General features: G+C 56.7%; 17 protein-coding genes. 9 read left to right on the forward strand and 8 right to left on the reverse strand.

Features of this window, described 5'->3' with window-relative positions; translation table 11 throughout:
• Positions 1–4 precede the first annotated feature (4 nt).
• Entirely contained in the window at positions 5–349 is a 345-nt protein-coding gene (locus tag CFI10_RS16310) for a c-type cytochrome (protein WP_206836461.1), read from the forward strand.
• On the opposite strand, the gene trmL is transcribed toward CFI10_RS16310, so the two are convergent.
• The 4 genes from trmL to glnA form a co-directional block, all read right to left on the reverse strand.
• Positions 319–777: a tRNA (uridine(34)/cytosine(34)/5-carboxymethylaminomethyluridine(34)-2'-O)-methyltransferase TrmL gene (gene trmL / locus CFI10_RS16315; protein WP_206836464.1), complete on the reverse strand. Its 459-nt coding sequence runs from the start codon at positions 775–777 to the stop codon at positions 319–321. The two genes, CFI10_RS16310 and trmL, sit on opposite strands and share 31 nt — an antisense overlap.
• A gap of 42 nt (positions 778–819) precedes the next feature.
• Positions 820–2,265 (reverse strand): nitrogen regulation protein NR(I), encoded by a 1,446-nt coding sequence (ntrC, locus tag CFI10_RS16320; protein ID WP_206836467.1) that lies wholly within the window; start codon positions 2,263–2,265, stop codon positions 820–822.
• The gene (glnL, locus tag CFI10_RS16325) at positions 2,234–3,322 is read right to left on the reverse strand and encodes a nitrogen regulation protein NR(II) (RefSeq protein ID WP_206836470.1); all 1,089 of its coding nucleotides are present in this window, start codon (positions 3,320–3,322) and stop codon (positions 2,234–2,236) included. The genes ntrC and glnL overlap by 32 nt, the downstream gene beginning before the upstream one ends.
• 253 nt (positions 3,323–3,575) lie before the next feature.
• Positions 3,576–4,982, reverse strand: coding sequence for a glutamate--ammonia ligase (gene glnA, locus CFI10_RS16330; protein ID WP_206836473.1), 1,407 nt, complete (start codon positions 4,980–4,982; stop codon positions 3,576–3,578).
• Between the two features lie 356 nt (positions 4,983–5,338).
• On the opposite strand from glnA, the gene CFI10_RS16335 reads away from it, so the two are divergent.
• The 5 genes from CFI10_RS16335 (at position 5,339) to dtd (ending at position 9,713) form a co-directional block, all read left to right on the forward strand.
• A complete protein-coding gene (locus CFI10_RS16335; protein WP_206836475.1) occupies positions 5,339–5,695 on the forward strand; it encodes a hypothetical protein in 357 nt (118 codons plus the stop codon).
• A 94-nt stretch (positions 5,696–5,789) separates the two neighbouring features.
• The gene (gene typA, locus CFI10_RS16340; protein WP_206836478.1) at positions 5,790–7,598 is read left to right on the forward strand and encodes a translational GTPase TypA; all 1,809 of its coding nucleotides are present in this window, start codon (positions 5,790–5,792) and stop codon (positions 7,596–7,598) included.
• Positions 7,599–7,708: 110 nt separating this feature from the next.
• Positions 7,709–8,173: a YehS family protein gene (locus CFI10_RS16345; protein WP_206836482.1), complete on the forward strand. Its 465-nt coding sequence runs from the start codon at positions 7,709–7,711 to the stop codon at positions 8,171–8,173.
• 128 nt (positions 8,174–8,301) lie between these two features.
• Positions 8,302–9,252: a prolyl aminopeptidase gene (pip, locus tag CFI10_RS16350; RefSeq protein ID WP_206836485.1), complete on the forward strand. Its 951-nt coding sequence runs from the start codon at positions 8,302–8,304 to the stop codon at positions 9,250–9,252.
• A gap of 11 nt (positions 9,253–9,263) precedes the next feature.
• Complete coding sequence (gene dtd / locus CFI10_RS16355) at positions 9,264–9,713, forward strand: D-aminoacyl-tRNA deacylase (RefSeq protein ID WP_206836488.1); 450 nt, start codon at positions 9,264–9,266, stop codon at positions 9,711–9,713.
• A gap of 8 nt (positions 9,714–9,721) precedes the next feature.
• On the opposite strand, the gene CFI10_RS16360 is transcribed toward dtd, so the two are convergent.
• The 3 genes from CFI10_RS16360 to pomA all read right to left on the reverse strand — a co-directional run bounded on the left by CFI10_RS16360 (position 9,722) and on the right by pomA (position 11,991).
• A complete protein-coding gene (locus CFI10_RS16360; protein ID WP_206836492.1) occupies positions 9,722–10,177 on the reverse strand; it encodes an OsmC family protein in 456 nt (151 codons plus the stop codon).
• 111 nt (positions 10,178–10,288) lie between these two features.
• Entirely contained in the window at positions 10,289–11,221 is a 933-nt protein-coding gene (locus CFI10_RS16365) for a flagellar motor protein MotB (RefSeq protein ID WP_206836494.1), read from the reverse strand.
• An 11-nt stretch (positions 11,222–11,232) separates the two neighbouring features.
• Positions 11,233–11,991: a flagellar motor protein PomA gene (gene pomA, locus CFI10_RS16370; protein WP_206836499.1), complete on the reverse strand. Its 759-nt coding sequence runs from the start codon at positions 11,989–11,991 to the stop codon at positions 11,233–11,235.
• A 182-nt stretch (positions 11,992–12,173) separates the two neighbouring features.
• Here pomA and CFI10_RS16375 point away from each other — a divergent pair, with 182 nt between their 5' ends.
• The 3 genes from CFI10_RS16375 to dxs are packed head-to-tail and all read left to right on the forward strand — an operon-like array spanning position 12,174 to position 15,093.
• Entirely contained in the window at positions 12,174–12,413 is a 240-nt protein-coding gene (locus tag CFI10_RS16375; RefSeq protein ID WP_091826825.1) for an exodeoxyribonuclease VII small subunit, read from the forward strand.
• Between the two features lie 2 nt (positions 12,414–12,415).
• Positions 12,416–13,312 (forward strand): polyprenyl synthetase family protein, encoded by an 897-nt coding sequence (locus CFI10_RS16380; protein WP_206836502.1) that lies wholly within the window; start codon positions 12,416–12,418, stop codon positions 13,310–13,312.
• Between the two features lie 2 nt (positions 13,313–13,314).
• Complete coding sequence (gene dxs, locus CFI10_RS16385) at positions 13,315–15,093, forward strand: 1-deoxy-D-xylulose-5-phosphate synthase (protein WP_206836505.1); 1,779 nt, start codon at positions 13,315–13,317, stop codon at positions 15,091–15,093.
• On the opposite strand, the gene ribA is transcribed toward dxs, so the two are convergent.
• Complete coding sequence (ribA, locus tag CFI10_RS16390; RefSeq protein ID WP_206836509.1) at positions 15,094–15,702, reverse strand: GTP cyclohydrolase II; 609 nt, start codon at positions 15,700–15,702, stop codon at positions 15,094–15,096. It abuts the gene before it with no gap.
• Positions 15,703–15,739 lie beyond the last annotated feature (37 nt).

A 15,739-nucleotide genomic window follows, 5' to 3' on the forward strand; every position in this document is an offset into this window, starting at 1 on the left:
CGGCATGAAGCTGTTGCGATACTCTGTATTACCGATCATTCCCCTGCTGCTGACCGCCTGTGGAGAGACACCGCCCGAGCGGATGAAGCAGGGGGATAAGCTGTATGCCTACTACTGCCAAAACTGTCACCAGAAAGCCGGACTTGGCCCTTTTCTGGAACAGGTCCCGCTCACTGAACGCTCATTGCAGCGACACGAGATCGTCCTGATGATCAAGCATGACTATGACCAGGGGCACAAACACATGCCCACCTTCAGCCAACTCAGCGACCTGCAGGCCGATGCACTGGCGGAATTTGTCATCGAGCGACGCAGGGCTCAGGCAAGAGCCCCCTCAAACCCCAACTGACGCCAAGCCTCGTACACCACGACAGCGCAGGCGTTGGACAGATTCAGACTGCGACTGTCAGCCAGCATCGGCAGGCGCAGGCCTGAATGCTGCTGAATGACTTCGGCGGGGAGACCCCGGGTTTCGGGGCCGAACAACAGCAGATCGCCGGGAGCAAAGTCGGCATCGGCGTAACCACGTTTTGCCTTGGTCGTCAGCGCCCAGACGCGCCGAGGCCTAAGCGCCTCCAGGCAGGACTGCAGATCATCATGTACCTGTACCCGGGCCCACTCATGGTAATCCAGCCCCGCCCGACGCAAACGTTTGTCGTCAAGATCAAACCCCAGTGGCCGGATCAAGTGAAGACGAAAGCCGGTGTTGGCACACAGGCGGATGATGTTCCCGGTATTCGGTGGAATTTCGGGTTGGTAAAGGGCCAGATCAAGCATCAGAGTCTCCGGTGGATCGGCCCACATTATACCGGCCAGCAGTTAATCGTCACCCTCTTCATCATTAAGACCGGAGGTATCCATCTGCAGCTCCTTGATCTTGCGCGTCAAGGTGTTGCGCCCCCAGCCCAGCAGACGAGCGGCATCACGTCGGCGACCAGCAGTGGCTCCCAACGCGGCGGTAATCATGACGTGCTCAAAGGCCGGCACAGCCTCCTGCAGGATACCTTCTGAGCCTCGTGCCAACTGCTGTTCGGCCCAGAGCCTCAATCCTTCCTGCCAGCTGCAACTGGTACCGGCCACCTTGGGATCATGTTGCTGCTGCTCCAGCAGCTCTGGCGGCAGATCAGAGACCAGCACCTCACGCCCGGATGCCATCACCGTCAGCCAGCGACAGGTATTTTCCAGCTGACGCACATTGCCAGGCCATGACAGATCACACATGAACTCGGCCGTTTCCGGTTTCAGTACCTTGGGTTCTACCGCCAGCTCTTCGGCCGAACTGGCCAGAAAGTGCCGTGCCAGGCGCGGAATGTCTTCGCGCCGCTCCGCCAGCCGCGGGATATGGATGCGGATAACATTGAGGCGGTGAAACAGGTCCTCACGGAAACGCCCGTCCCGTACCAGCTTCTCCAGATTCTGGTGGGTTGCAGCAATGATCCTGACATCCACTCGCACCGGTGTATGACCGCCAACCCGATAGAACTCGCCATCGGCCAGTACACGCAGCAGTCGAGTCTGGGTATCCGCCGGCATATCACCAATTTCGTCCAGAAACAGGGTGCCACCATCCGCCTGCTCAAAACGGCCGCGACGGCTCGCGGCGGCTCCGGTGAAGGCACCTTTCTCATGCCCGAACAGTTCGGACTCAATCAGGTCTCGCGGAATCGCCGCCATATTCAGTGGAATGAACGGCTTCTCTGCTCGCGGGCTGTGCTTATGCAGGGCATGAGCAACCAGCTCCTTGCCGGTGCCCGACTCACCGTTGATCAGCACCGTAATGTTTGAGTGTGCCAACCGCCCAATGGCACGGAACACCTCCTGCATGGCAGGCGCTTCACCGATAATTTCAGCCGCCTGCTCAGGCTGGGGTTGTGCCGTCTGCTCGCGCTGTTCTTGGGCATGTGCAACCGCACGTCGCACCAGTGAAAGCGCCTCATCCACGTCAAACGGTTTGGGCAGATACTCAAAGGCACCACCCTGATAGGAGGCCACGGCACTGTCGAGATCCGAATGGGCTGTCATGATGATGATCGGCAGCTGCGGCATCACCTCGTGCAGATGCTGCAACAGCTTCAGCCCATCCATGCCCGGCATGCGCACGTCACTCAGAATGGCATCCGGGTGCTCGTCTTCCAGTCGTGCCAGCAGTGGCTGCGCCGAATCGAAGGCTTCGGTCTCGAAGCCTGCCGATGTCAGCGCCTTGTCGAGAACCCAGCGGATCGAGCGGTCGTCATCAACGATCCAGACCTTGGCTGCTTGTGTCATGACTCAACTCCAGTGGTATAAACAGGTTGAAGCGGGTCTGCCCCGGCTCCGACGTAAATTCGATCAGCCCCTTGTGCTGATTCATGATCGACTGGGCGATGGACAGGCCCAGACCAGACCCCTGCGCCCGGCTGCTGACCATGGGGTAAAAAATGGTATCGGCAATTTCGTCGGGTATTCCCGGACCGTTGTCGATTATCTCAAGTGAGCACACCAGCCGATGCCGCTCTGTGCCCAATGTAATCTGGCGCAGAGCTCGTGTACGCAGCATGACCTGAGGCGCCGTTGTGCCGGCTTCCTCCATCGCCTGTACCGCATTGCGGATGATATTCAGAACCGCTTGAATTAATTGGCCCCGAGCACCATCAAACTCGGGAATACTCGGATCATAGTCGCGCATCAGTTTGACGCGATTACCGGTTTCGGCCTTTACCAGACTGCAGACATGCTCAAGAATGGCGTGAATGTTCACCCGTTCAATCACCGGCAGTTTATGCGGCCCCAACAGGCGATCCACCAGGTGGCGCAGCCGATCCGCTTCTTCAATAATGATCTGGGTGTATTCATGCAACTCTTCCCGATCAAGCTCGCGGTCCAGCAACTGGGCAGCCCCACGGATGCCGCCAAGCGGATTCTTGATCTCATGCGCGAGCCCTCGTACCAATATCCGTGCACTGGCATGACGGGTGAGCAGTTCCTCTTCCCGCTCAATTCGCATCAATCGGTCACGGGCCTGTATCTCAAGCAGAATCCCTCCATCCGGTATCGGGTTGACGCTGTAATCAACTGTCAACTCCTGCCCGGTCTGAGTCACCAGCCGAGCTTCCCGCTTGCTGTAGGGGTGGCCGCTGCACAATGACTGGCGCAGGACATCCAGCTCCGCTTCACTGGACGACAGCCACTCTTCAATGGGGCGATTCTTGAGCCGTCGCGCACTGGCTTCCAGCAACATTTCAGCGGCCGGATTCATGTACTGGATGCAAAGGGACTCGTTCAGTACCAATACCGAACTGGTCAGGTTATCCAGTATCTGCTTGTGTGACTGTGAACGGGACATCGGCTGCTCTCCTTCCTGACCCTTCTCATGCAAGAAAAGCGCCAGTTTTTCTGAAATCCCAATCGCCCGGCACATGAGGCTTGAGGCCAAACCAAGGCCCTGTAGGTCAGCTATTGAAAATGGCATTACGCACCATAATAGTGCAAAGATTTAATCCGGTGCACTCTTGCACCGGAAATGCACAAGCCTGAATACCGGAGACAAAAAAGGCCTCCCGAGGGAAGCCTTTTCAGTTTTACAACTCAGTGTCGAATTACACGGAGTAGTACAGGTCGAACTCGACCGGGTGAGTGGTCATGTTCACTTTGGCCACTTCTTCACGCTTCAGCTTGATGTACGCATCCAGCATGTCGTCGGTGAATACGCCGCCACGTGTCAGGAACTCACGGTCTTCTTCCAGAGCATCCAGCGCTTCGGTCAGAGAGGCGACAACAGTCGGGATCTCTTTTGCCTCTTCCGGCGGCAGGTCGTACAGATCCTTGTCAGCCGGATCGCCCGGGTGAATCTTGTTCTGGATACCGTCAAGGCCGGCCATCAGCAGCGCTGCAAAGCAGAGGTACGGGTTGGCAGCCGGATCAGGGAAGCGCGCTTCAACACGACGCCCTTTCGGACTGGTGGTGTACGGAATACGCAGGGAAGCGGAACGGTTGCGAGCGGAGTACGCCAGCATTACCGGTGCTTCGAAGCCCGGGACCAGACGCTTGTAGGAGTTGGTAGACGGGTTGCAGATAGCATTCAGCGCTTTGGCGTGCTTAACGATACCACCAATGTAGTACAGAGCGGTTTCGCTCAGACCACCGTAGCCGTCACCCGCGAAGATGTTGGCACCGTCCTTGGACATGGACAGGTGAACATGCATGCCGGAACCGTTATCACCAACCAGCGGCTTGGGCATGAAGGTAGCGGTCTTGCCGTATGCGTGTGCAACGTTGTGTACACAGTACTTCAGGATCTGAACTTCGTCTGCCTTGGCGACCAGGGTGTTGCCACGCACACCGATTTCACACTGACCGGCAGTCGCCACTTCGTGGTGGTGTACTTCGATGGTCAGGCCCATGGCTTCCATGGCATCACACATCGCTGCACGCAGATCGTGCAGGGAATCAATCGGTGGAACCGGGAAGTAACCGCCTTTGACGCGCGGACGGTGACCGGTGTTACCACCTTCGATCTTGTGGTTGGATGCCCACGATGCTTCTTCAGACTGGATGCTGTAACCGCAGCCGCTGATATCAGCATGCCATTCAACACCGTCAAACACGAAGAATTCGGGTTCTGGGCCCAACATAGCGGAGTCGGCAATACCGGTAGACTTCAGATACTCTTCAGCGCGCTTGGCAACAGAACGCGGATCACGCTCATAACCCTGGCCAGTAGCCGGCTCGATGATGTCACAGCGTACGATAACGGTTGCATCTTCGGTAAAGGGATCCAGAACGGAAGCACTGTCATCCGGACGCAGGATCATGTCGGATTCCTGAATACCCTTCCAGCCGGCAATGGAAGAACCGTCAAACATTTTGCCGTCTTCAAAGAAGTCATCACCCATGTCTGTGACAGGGATGGTCACGTGCTGTTCCTTGCCCTTGAAATCGGTGAAGCGCATGTCGATCCATTTAGCGCCGCTTTCTTTGATCAGATTCAGAGTCTTCTCTGACATTTGGCTATCCCCACTCGTTATTAAGTATTGCCAAAACAATACTTCTGTCATTACGGATCCGGAAACCGGTTTGCTATTACCTAAGCAAAGGCTGTGCCATCTTGAAAATCATGCTAACCCACTGATTTTCTGTTTTCTCTCACATCCTTTGACAATACAGAAGGCACCAAAATCGTGCATTCCTGAAAATAATGACCCATTAAGGTGCACTGATGGTCGATTTTGGGGCCGTACCAGTAATCGGTAATCCATGATAGTGCAATCAGACCAGAAATGCTGTGCCTGAGGCAGGCTTCCCGACAGCTTTTTTTACCAGTAACCTGTGACGACGAGATGCTCAACCAACGGAGAGGAACATGGCTGCCAGGGAATTGATGATTGCCACACTGATGACCGCATTATTGAGCATCAGCACCGCTGCGACAGCCTCCACCGCCTCAGAGGAAAGCTACCGCAAGCGCTTCCCGGCGCAGTGGCTGGAACGTAACGGTGAGATCAGACTGGAAACAATCTGCTACAACTACCCCGATAGCAGCTATATGTATCGACTCTGCCGCGAGCAGGCCGCCCACACACTTCGAGCCCTCTGCAGTCGTTACCGTGCACTGACGGATACCTATAGCGGCGATACCCGATCGCACTATCTGCACATGGCTCAGAAGTACTGCACCGCAAGCGAGCAGTATCAGTCTGAGGTCAATGGAAAAAAATAGACTGCTGTCACAGAATAATGATCACTCAGTGATCGCTTGTTTAACCTCCCTTCCGTATAATGTCGCGCTTTACACCATCACAGGGTACACACGCGTGATTGAAAACCTCCGAAATATTGCCATTATCGCCCACGTTGACCACGGCAAAACCACACTGGTCGACAAGCTGCTGCAGCAGTCAGGCACTCTGAACCGCCGCGATGAAAGCGCTGAGCGCATCATGGATTCCAATGACCAGGAGCGTGAGCGCGGTATCACCATTCTGGCCAAGAACACGGCCATTCGCTGGAACGACTACCGAATCAACATCGTTGATACCCCGGGACATGCGGACTTTGGCGGTGAGGTTGAACGTGTACTCTCCATGGTGGACTCGGTTCTGCTGCTGGTGGATGCGGTTGACGGCCCGATGCCGCAGACCCGCTTCGTAACCCAGAAAGCCTTTGCTCAGGGCCTGCACCCGATCGTGGTCATCAACAAGATCGACCGCCCGGGCGCGCGTCCGGACTGGGTTATGGACCAGGTCTTTGACCTGTTCGACAACCTGGGCGCCACCGACGAACAGCTGGACTTCCCGATCGTCTACGCCTCTGCCCTGAACGGCATTGCCGGCAATGACCCCGAAGAAATGGCCGACGACATGACACCGCTGTTTGAAGCGATCGTCAAGCACGTGCACGCACCGCGTGTCGATGCCGACGGCCCGTTCCAGATGCAGATTTCTGCACTGGACTACAACAGTTATGTAGGCGTTATCGGTGTTGGCCGTGTATCACGCGGCCGAGTCAAGACCAACACCCAGGTGAAGGTGATCGACAGCCACGCCAAGGTGCGTAACGGCCGTGTTCTCAAGATCATGGGTTACCACGGTCTGGAGCGTATCGAAGTTGATACGGCTCAGGCGGGTGACATCATCTGTGTGACCGGTCTGGATGAGCTGAACATCTCCGATACCCTGTGCGACCCGGAAGTGGTCGAAGCACTGCCGGCACTGTCTGTTGATGAGCCCACCGTATCCATGACCTTCCAAGTCAACGATTCTCCGTTTGCAGGCCAGGAAGGCAAGTTCGTCACCAGCCGTAACATCAAGGAGCGTCTGGATCGTGAACTGATTCATAACGTGGCCCTGCGTGTTGAGCCCGGTGATACCCCGGAAAAATTCCGTGTATCCGGTCGTGGTGAATTGCATCTGTCGGTACTGATCGAATCCATGCGCCGCGAAGGCTTCGAACTGGGTGTATCACGCCCCGAAGTTATTCAGAAAGAAGTGAACGGCGAAATTCACGAGCCTTACGAAGTCGTGATGATCGACGTGGAAGAAGAGCACCAGGGTTCCATCATCGAAGAACTGGGCAAACGTCGCGCTGACATGACCAACATGGAAGTGGACGGCAAGGGTCGTGTACGCCTGACCTTCATGATGCCGTCCCGCGGCCTGATCGGCTTCCGCAGCCAGTTCATGACCATGACATCCGGTACCGGCATCATGACATCGGTCTTCGACCATTATGGCCCGGTCAAGGCCGGTGACGTGATCTCTCGTCACAACGGTGTGCTGGTGTCCATGGTCACCGGCAAGGCACTGGGCTATGCCCTGTTCAACCTGCAGGAGCGCGGCCGCCTGTTCATAGACCCGAACGTTGAGGTTTATGAAGGCATGGTGCTGGGTATCCACAGCCGCAATAATGACCTGGTGATCAACCCCACCAAGGGCAAGCAGCTGACCAACGTACGTGCGTCCGGTACCGATGAAAACATCGTTCTGACCCCGCCGATCAAATACTCACTGGAACAGGCTCTTGATTTCATCGAAGATGATGAGCTGGTCGAAGTGACTCCAGCAGCTATCCGCATCCGCAAGAAGCTGCTGAAAGAGAACGAGCGCAAGCGCAACAAGAAGTAACCGCTTGACTACGTGAGCATATGGAAAGGCCGGCGGAGCAATCCCCGGCCTTTTTTGTTTGTCTGGCCCCATCTGCAGATCGATGATGGGGTGCCCACAAAGGAATACCCGTGAACAACAACGATATAATGCGGCGCCTGCGCTACACTTTTGATCTCAAGGATTCGGCCATGGTCGAGATCTTTGCAGCTGCCGACCACCCTGTTACCCAGGAGCAGATCGTCAACTGGTTGCGAAAAGAGGATGACCCCGCGTACCGCGCGGCGACAGATACCGAACTGGCCATTTTCCTTAACGGCCTGATCAATACCCGCCGTGGTCGTCGCGAAGGAGAACAGCCTCAACCGGAAAAACGCCTGAGCAACAACATGGTATTCATGAAGCTGAAAATTGCCCTGAACATGACCTCGGATGATGTGCTGGATACCCTGCGGAGCGTTGGATTCCCTCTGAGCAAGCACGAACTGAGTGCTTTTTTCCGCAAACCCGACAACAAACACTACCGGGAGTGCAAAGACCAGATTCTGCGCAACTTTCTGCTCGGTTTGCAGCGGCGGCTTCGCTCTGACGACTGAGGCGCCACGGATTCAGAGAACTCTTAAGCCCGGTCAGACCAGCGCACCCAACCCGAGTATCGAGATCGGTTCACCTGACTGCAGTGGGCCGATATACTGGCCCTATCCGTTACCCACAGGAGAGTCTCATGCGCACCCTCTACCCCGAGATCGGCATCAATCACGAGTACTATATTGAGGTGGGCGACCGACATACCCTGTACGTGGAGGAATGCGGCAACCCCAACGGCATTCCGGTTCTGTTTGTACACGGTGGACCCGGCGGGGGCTGCGGACCAACTCACCGACGTTTCTTCAACCCCGAGCGCTATCGCATCATCCTGTTCGACCAGCGCGGCTGTGGTCGCTCAACGCCGCATGCAGAGCTCGAAGCCAATACCACTCAGGCACTGGTGGCGGACATGGAGCGGATCAGGGAATTCCTCAGCATTGAGCAATGGCTGCTGTTTGGTGGCAGCTGGGGCTCGACGCTGAGCCTGGTCTATGCCGAGACGCACCCTGAACGCGTCGCCGGCATGATTCTGCGCGGCATTTTTCTCTGCCGCGACCAGGATATACAGTGGTTCTACCAGCAGGGTGCCAGCGCCCTCTTCCCCGACTACTGGCAGGATTACTTGCAGCCCATTCCCGCTACAGAGCGAAGCGACCTGCTCAGTGCCTACCATCAGCGCCTGACCGGAAACAACGACTTGGTACGGATGCAAGCAGCCAAGGCCTGGTCCGTGTGGGAGGGGCGCTGTTCAACACTGGACCCGAACCCGGATGTCGTTGAACACTTTGCCGATCCCCATTTTGCCCTTGCGATGGCACGGATCGAGGCGCACTACTTTATCCACAAGGCGTTTCTGGAGTCGGATCAGATCCTGAATGACGCCCACCGGCTTGCGGATATCCCGATCACCATCGTGCACGGCCGCTACGATGTGGTTTGCCCGCTAGAGCAGGCCTTTGCCCTGCAACAGGCGGCACCGCATGCGCATCTACATATCGTTCGAGATGCCGGCCACTCGGCCTTTGAACCCGGCATTATCGACAATCTGGTCCACGCTACCGACGAATTTGTCCAGCGCAGCGCCTGAGGAGCAATATTGTGAAGGGACTGATTCAACGTGTCAGCCATGCCTGCGTAAAAGTGGATAACGAGATTACCGGTGCCATTGATGGTGGCATTCTGCTATTACTGGGAGTGGAACAGGGTGACAACGAAACAACAGCTGACAAGCTGCTGCAAAAGGTCCTGAACTACCGCATTTTTCCGGATGTCGATGGCAAAATGAATCGAAGCCTGACCGATGTAGGGAGCGGGCTGCTGGTGGTATCGCAGTTCACACTGGTTGCCGACACGCGCAAGGGGCTCAGGCCCGGCTTTTCCCGCGGTGCTACACCCGCTGAAGGTGAGCGACTGTATGACCTCTTTGTTCAGCGGGCGCGGGCCATGCATGGGTCAGTCGAAACCGGTCGCTTTGGTGCGGATATGAAGGTAGAGCTATTGAATGACGGGCCGGTCACCTTTCTGCTGGAGGTGCCGCCCGTCGACTGACAGCGGCATCAAGCGATGCAGCTGGGCTCAACCAAGTGGTGGGTCACCCGTGTTTCCAGTTTGATATTGTCATGCAGTGGGCAACGTTCACAGACCGCATCCAGAAACACCTGCTTCTCTTCATCAGTCATGTCGGCATCGATTTCGGCTGATACCTGGATCTGCTGGAAGCCAGTGCGGTCATCACTGGGCTTGCCCAGCAAACCGGCAGGGTTGTAGTCACCCTCAACACTGACTTTCATGCCACGCAGCTCAATCTTCTGCTGCATCGCCGCGATACGGCCGATAGTGCAGATACAGCCACCGAGCGAGAACAAAAAATACTCCAGCGGGGTAGGTCCCTGGTTCTGTCCACGGGCAGCCTCCGGCTGGTCAATCACGACCTGATGGCCACGGATATCTGCGCGAACGGCAAAACCTTCCGTCATTTGGGCGTTAACACTGACTCGCTTGTCGGCGCTCATGCACGACTCCTCACACATTAGTTAAGAATAAACTAATATTATTAATTCCCGCCGGCAGATGCAAACGCCCTTCGGGTGAAGAAGAGAATGACTCAATACCAGACCCGGCCCTCAGAACAGGCCGCTCGGGTCAATCGGCGTTCCTTCTGTATCGCCGTCAGGGCGTGATTGCAGTCGATCCAGTGCCTCTTCTGCGTCACCCTTCTGAATGACAATCTCCACACGGCGGTTGCGAGCGCGAAGCTCCGCCGTGCTGTTGGGTGCCAGCGCACGGGTATCGGCATAGCCGGTAATATTGAAGCGGGACTGATCTATACGGCGGTCAGCAAAAAGTTCATGCGCCACCGCCAGCGCTCGTGCAGCTGAAAGATCCCAGTTGGACTCGAAGCGCCGCCCTGAATAGGGGATATTGTCGGTGTGCCCCTCAATGGCTACCTTGCCACTGATATCCAGCAGCAGGTCACGAATTTTGGCGATCACCGGGATATACTGAAACTTCAACTCGGCCGAGCCAGAATCAAATGATCCACGCTCCTTTACTCGGATGATGATGCGAGTGCCATCAGTTTCAACCTCAATACTGCCCTCACCGATTTCAGCCGCCAGCGCCTGAGCAACGGCGACCGCCTCCTGTTGAGCCTGCTCTTCCTGCTGTCGGCGCAGCTCTTCAAGCCCCTTCAATTCATCTTCGATTTGGGCCTCGCCCTCACGCGAGCGCACATCCAGACTGTTAAGGTCATTGTTGACCGTCATCTGACGCACTTCATTCAAGGGCGTCGGCTCAGGGCGACCTGGGCTGAACTCCTGCGCAATGATGGAGGTGCCCTTCGGGATATCTTCCACCTTGATCTGGTTCTGAACGCCAAACGCTTCACGCATTGAGCCGGCCAACTGCTTGAATTTGAGCACGTCCATTTCCGAGAAGGAGAGCAGCAGCACGAAGAAACACATCAGCAGCGACATCAGGTCGGCAAAGGTCGCCATCCACAAGGGTGACCCCGCCGGCGGACATTTACATTTCTTGTCTTCGCTGTCGTCACTCATGGCCGGCTCCCTCAGCTTTCAGCAACGACACGCTTGCGCTCGGGCAGGTAGTTGCGCAGCATCTGATCGATTACACGCGGGTTCTGACCCGCCTGGATCGCCAGCAGGCCGTCGATGATCAGGGCCTGATTCAGCGCCTCCTCATCCTTGCGTACCTCCAGCTTGTCCGCCACCGGAATGGCAAACATGTTGGCGATCATCGCACCGTACAGTGTCGTCAACAGTGCAACCGCCATGGCCGGACCAATCGATTTGGGGTCGGACATGTTGGACAGCATCTGTACCAAGCCCACCAGGGTGCCGATCATGCCCATTGCCGGTGCCACATCGCCCATGGCTCGGAATATCTTGGAGCCAAAGTCATGTCGCTCGTATGTAAGGCCTGCCTCTTTCTTCAATAGCTGTTTGACTACCTCAGGGTCATGCCCGTCCACCAAAAGCTGAATACCACGTTGCATGAACTCGGAGGAAACCTCTTTATCCTCAAGTGACAGCAGCCCTCCCTTGCGTGCAGCATCTGCCAGATCAACCGTTTCGGCAATGATGTCCTCAGGGTTAACCGACTTGAACATGAACGCTTTTGCCATGATTTTTCCGGCACCGAGAAACTGCCCAAGGGTGAATTTCATCAACACCACCAGCAGTGTTCCGCCGACAACAATCAGCATGGATGGTGGGTTAACAAAAATACCGATATCACCGCCCAGTACCATCGCGGCAACGATGATAGCAAAAGCCCCTAAGAGACCAACGAGGGTAGCCAGATCCACTGATCGCTCCTGAAAATATGTACCGATGCTAATAAAGGGCAAGAACGCTGACTTTGCCAGCAGCAGATCATACCAGAATTAAACATACGTTCACGCTTTGATCAGCTTTTTCCATAGCTCTGATTGACCCCTGTCGGCAGGTTGGTTAACGTGAACGCCTTAACCGATCAGATGAAATCCGCATGACCCGCAAAGCCGAGAAACCCGACTTCGAACACGCCCTGTCAGAGCTTGAAAGCCTCGTGGTACGTCTTGAGCAGGGAGACCTGCCCATTGAAGATGCCCTTGCTTCATTCGAGCAAGGGGTACGTCTCACGCGTGAATGTCAGACCATTCTGCAACAGGCCGAGCAGAAAGTGCAGCTGCTGACTGAGCAGGATGGCGAAATTCACGCCAACGACTTCCCCAACCGGGAAGAGTAGGCATGGACATTCAGCAGGTACTGGCTCAGTACCGCTCTCGCACTGAGCTGCAGCTTGAGCAACTTTTTCAGGAAACGGCCTCACTTGAGCCCCGCCTGCCCGAAGCAATGCGTTACGGCCTGCTTAACGGTGGCAAACGCCTGCGACCGGCACTGGTCTACCTTAGCCACCAGCTCTGCAGTACCGACCAGCCTCCTCACGCCCTGACTGACCGGGCAGCGGTTGCCATTGAGTGCATCCACAGCTATTCGCTGATCCATGATGACCTGCCGGCGATGGATGACGACGACCTGCGTCGCGGCAAGCCCACCTGTCATATTGTCTTTGATGAAGCGACAGCCATCCTGGCCGGTGATGCCCTGCAGTGCCTGGCGTTTGAGCAACTGAGCGAAATCATCGACCCAACACTGGCACTGCGTCAGCTGAAGATGATGCAGGTGCTGGCACGCGCCAGCGGTCGGCAGGGCATGGTAGCCGGGCAGGCGTTTGACCTTGGTCATGTAGGCCAGCCTCTGACACTGGAGCAGCTGCAGGCAATGCACGCCTGCAAGACCGGAGCACTGATTACCTGTGCCGTAGAGCTGGGCGCACTTTCAGCCGGTGAGCCGGAAGGCGAACGTCTGGACCAACTGCGTCGCTTTGGCGACCTGGTCGGGCTGGCATTTCAGGTCCAGGACGACCTGCTCGACATTGAAGGTGATACAGCCACGCTGGGTAAACCCCAGGGGTCTGATCAGGCGCAGAACAAACCCACCTATCCCGCTCTACTGGGCATGGAAGGTGCACGCTCAAAACTGAACCAACTGCACCAGGAAGCCGTAGCCATACTCACAGGCTTTGGCCCTGATGCCGAAGCGCTGATTGCCCTGACCGACTACATTGTTGCGCGTGACCATTGAGCATGTTCAATCGGATTCCTGACCAGCGACCCGATACCCCCTTGCTGGACCTCGTCCAGTCTCCGACTGATCTGCGCCAGTTAAGTCGTACCGACCTGCCTGAACTGGCCCGGCAACTACGTGCCTTTTTGCTCTGGTCCGTGGGCCAAACCGGAGGACATTTCGGCGCAGGCCTGGGCGTGGTCGATCTGACCATTGCACTGCATTACCTGCTCAATACCCCTGATGACAGCCTTATCTGGGATGTGGGCCACCAGAGTTATCCACACAAGATTCTGACCGGTCGGCGCGATTCCATGGCCAGCATGCGTCAGAAAGGGGGTCTTTCCCCCTTTCCAAAACGCACCGAAAGCCCCTATGACAGTTTTGGTACAGGCCACTCCAGTACCTCGATCAGTGCCGCACTGGGCATGGCGCTGGGTTACCGGCTACAGGGTGAAAACCGCCGTACCGTAGCGGTGATCGGTGATGGTGCCATGACCGCAGGCATGGCGTTCGAAGCGTTGAATCATGCCGCCCACACCGGTGCCGACCTGCTTGTGATCCTCAACGACAACGACATGTCGATCTCACGTAACGAAGGCGGCCTGGCGAGCTACCTGGCACGCAATCTGAAACAGAAAATGGATGGCCCCGTCACCGCCGCTCTGTTCAAGGCACTTGAGTTCAATTATTCCGGCCCCGTGGACGGACACGACTTCAGCCTGCTGCTGCCGGCACTGGAGCGGTCACTGCAATGCCCCGGCCCACAGTTGCTGCATGTCATCACCCGCAAGGGCAAAGGTTTCGCACCGGCCGAAGCGGACCCGGTTGGCTACCATGCTCTGACCAAAATCGAGCCGCTGGCTGCAGTCGACAACACTGCCAAACGGCCCAAGTACTGCAATGTATTCGGCCGCTGGCTCGCCGAGACTGCCGCTCGGGACTCACGCCTGATCGGGATTACACCAGCGATGCGCGAAGGCTCAGATCTGATCGAATTCTCCGAGCGCTTTCCCGAGCGTTATTTTGACGTTGCCATCGCCGAGCAGCACGCCGCGACTCTGGCCGCGGGCTTCGCCTGCAGCGGCATGAAACCGGTGCTGGCGATCTATTCCACCTTTTTGCAGCGTGCCTGGGACCAGATCGTACATGATGTGACGATTCAGGATCTCGATCTGCTGCTGGCGATTGATCGGGCAGGGCTGGTGGGTGAAGATGGCGCTACCCACGCCGGCAGCTTCGACATCGCGGCGTTGCGATGCCTGCCCGGTCTGCTGCTGATGACACCAGCCGATGAGACCGAGCTGGAAGCGATGCTGACACTGGGCTATCAGTACCCGGGGCCTGCCGCCGTTCGCTACCCCCGTGGCAGTGCTGCCCTGCCACAGACAGACGATACAGCTACACTGGATATTGGCAAAAGCCGAGTACTGCGCAGAGGAAAACAGGTAGCACTGCTCAATTTTGGCCCGTTGCTGGACAGTGCGCGCCAGGTAGCCGACACGAATGGCTATACGTTGGTGGACATGCGCTTTGTGAAACCGCTGGACAGTTGCATGGTCGAGCAACTGGCAGATGAGCATGAACTGCTGGTCACGCTGGAAGATCATGCCATTCAAGGTGGGGCAGGCTCAGCGGTAGCCGAGTTCTGCACTCAGGCGGCCCTGGAGACAGAACTGCTGCTGTTGGGGATACCGGATCGCTGGATAGGTCACGCCAGTCGCAGCGAGCAGCTGGCCGAGTGCGGCCTGGATACTGCCGGTATCGAAACCGCGATCCGGCAGCGCTTGCAGGGTTAGTTATTCATCCTTGAAGTGGTGTTCGGTCATCATGTGGCCGAGCTTACCCATCTTGGTTTGCAGATAGCTTTCGTTGTGGCGATTCTTACCCACCTGCAGCGGTACACGCTCAGACACGTTGACGCCGTATTTCTCCAGTGCTGACACCTTGCGCGGGTTATTGGTCATCAACTTCACGGCCTTGATGTCCAGATGCTCAAGCATCGGTTCACACATGCTGTAGTCACGCATGTCGGCGGCAAAACCCAGCTGCTCGTTGGCTTCCACTGTATCGGCACCACCATCCTGCAGGTGATACGCCTTGATCTTATTCAGCAAGCCAATTCCCCGGCCTTCCTGACGCAGATACAGCAGTACCCCCCTGCCCTCTTCCGCGATGCGCTTCAGTGCTTCCTGCAGCTGGAAACCACAATCACAGCGCAGGCTGAACAGCGCATCGCCGGTCAGACACTCGGAGTGAATACGGGCCAGTACCGGCTCGTCACCGGCCACTTCGCCGAACACCAGCGCGACGTGCTCTTTCCCGGTGGCGGGGTCTTCAAACCCCACCATGGTAAACACCCCCCAGGGGGTTGGCAGCCGCGAATCGGCTACATACTGAACTGACACCTTGGTTGTTTCCTCTGCAAATTCTTTTTCAATTCAG

It is taken from the genome of Marinobacterium iners (assembly GCF_017310015.1).
Lineage (GTDB): Bacteria > Pseudomonadota > Gammaproteobacteria > Pseudomonadales > Balneatricaceae > Marinobacterium > Marinobacterium iners.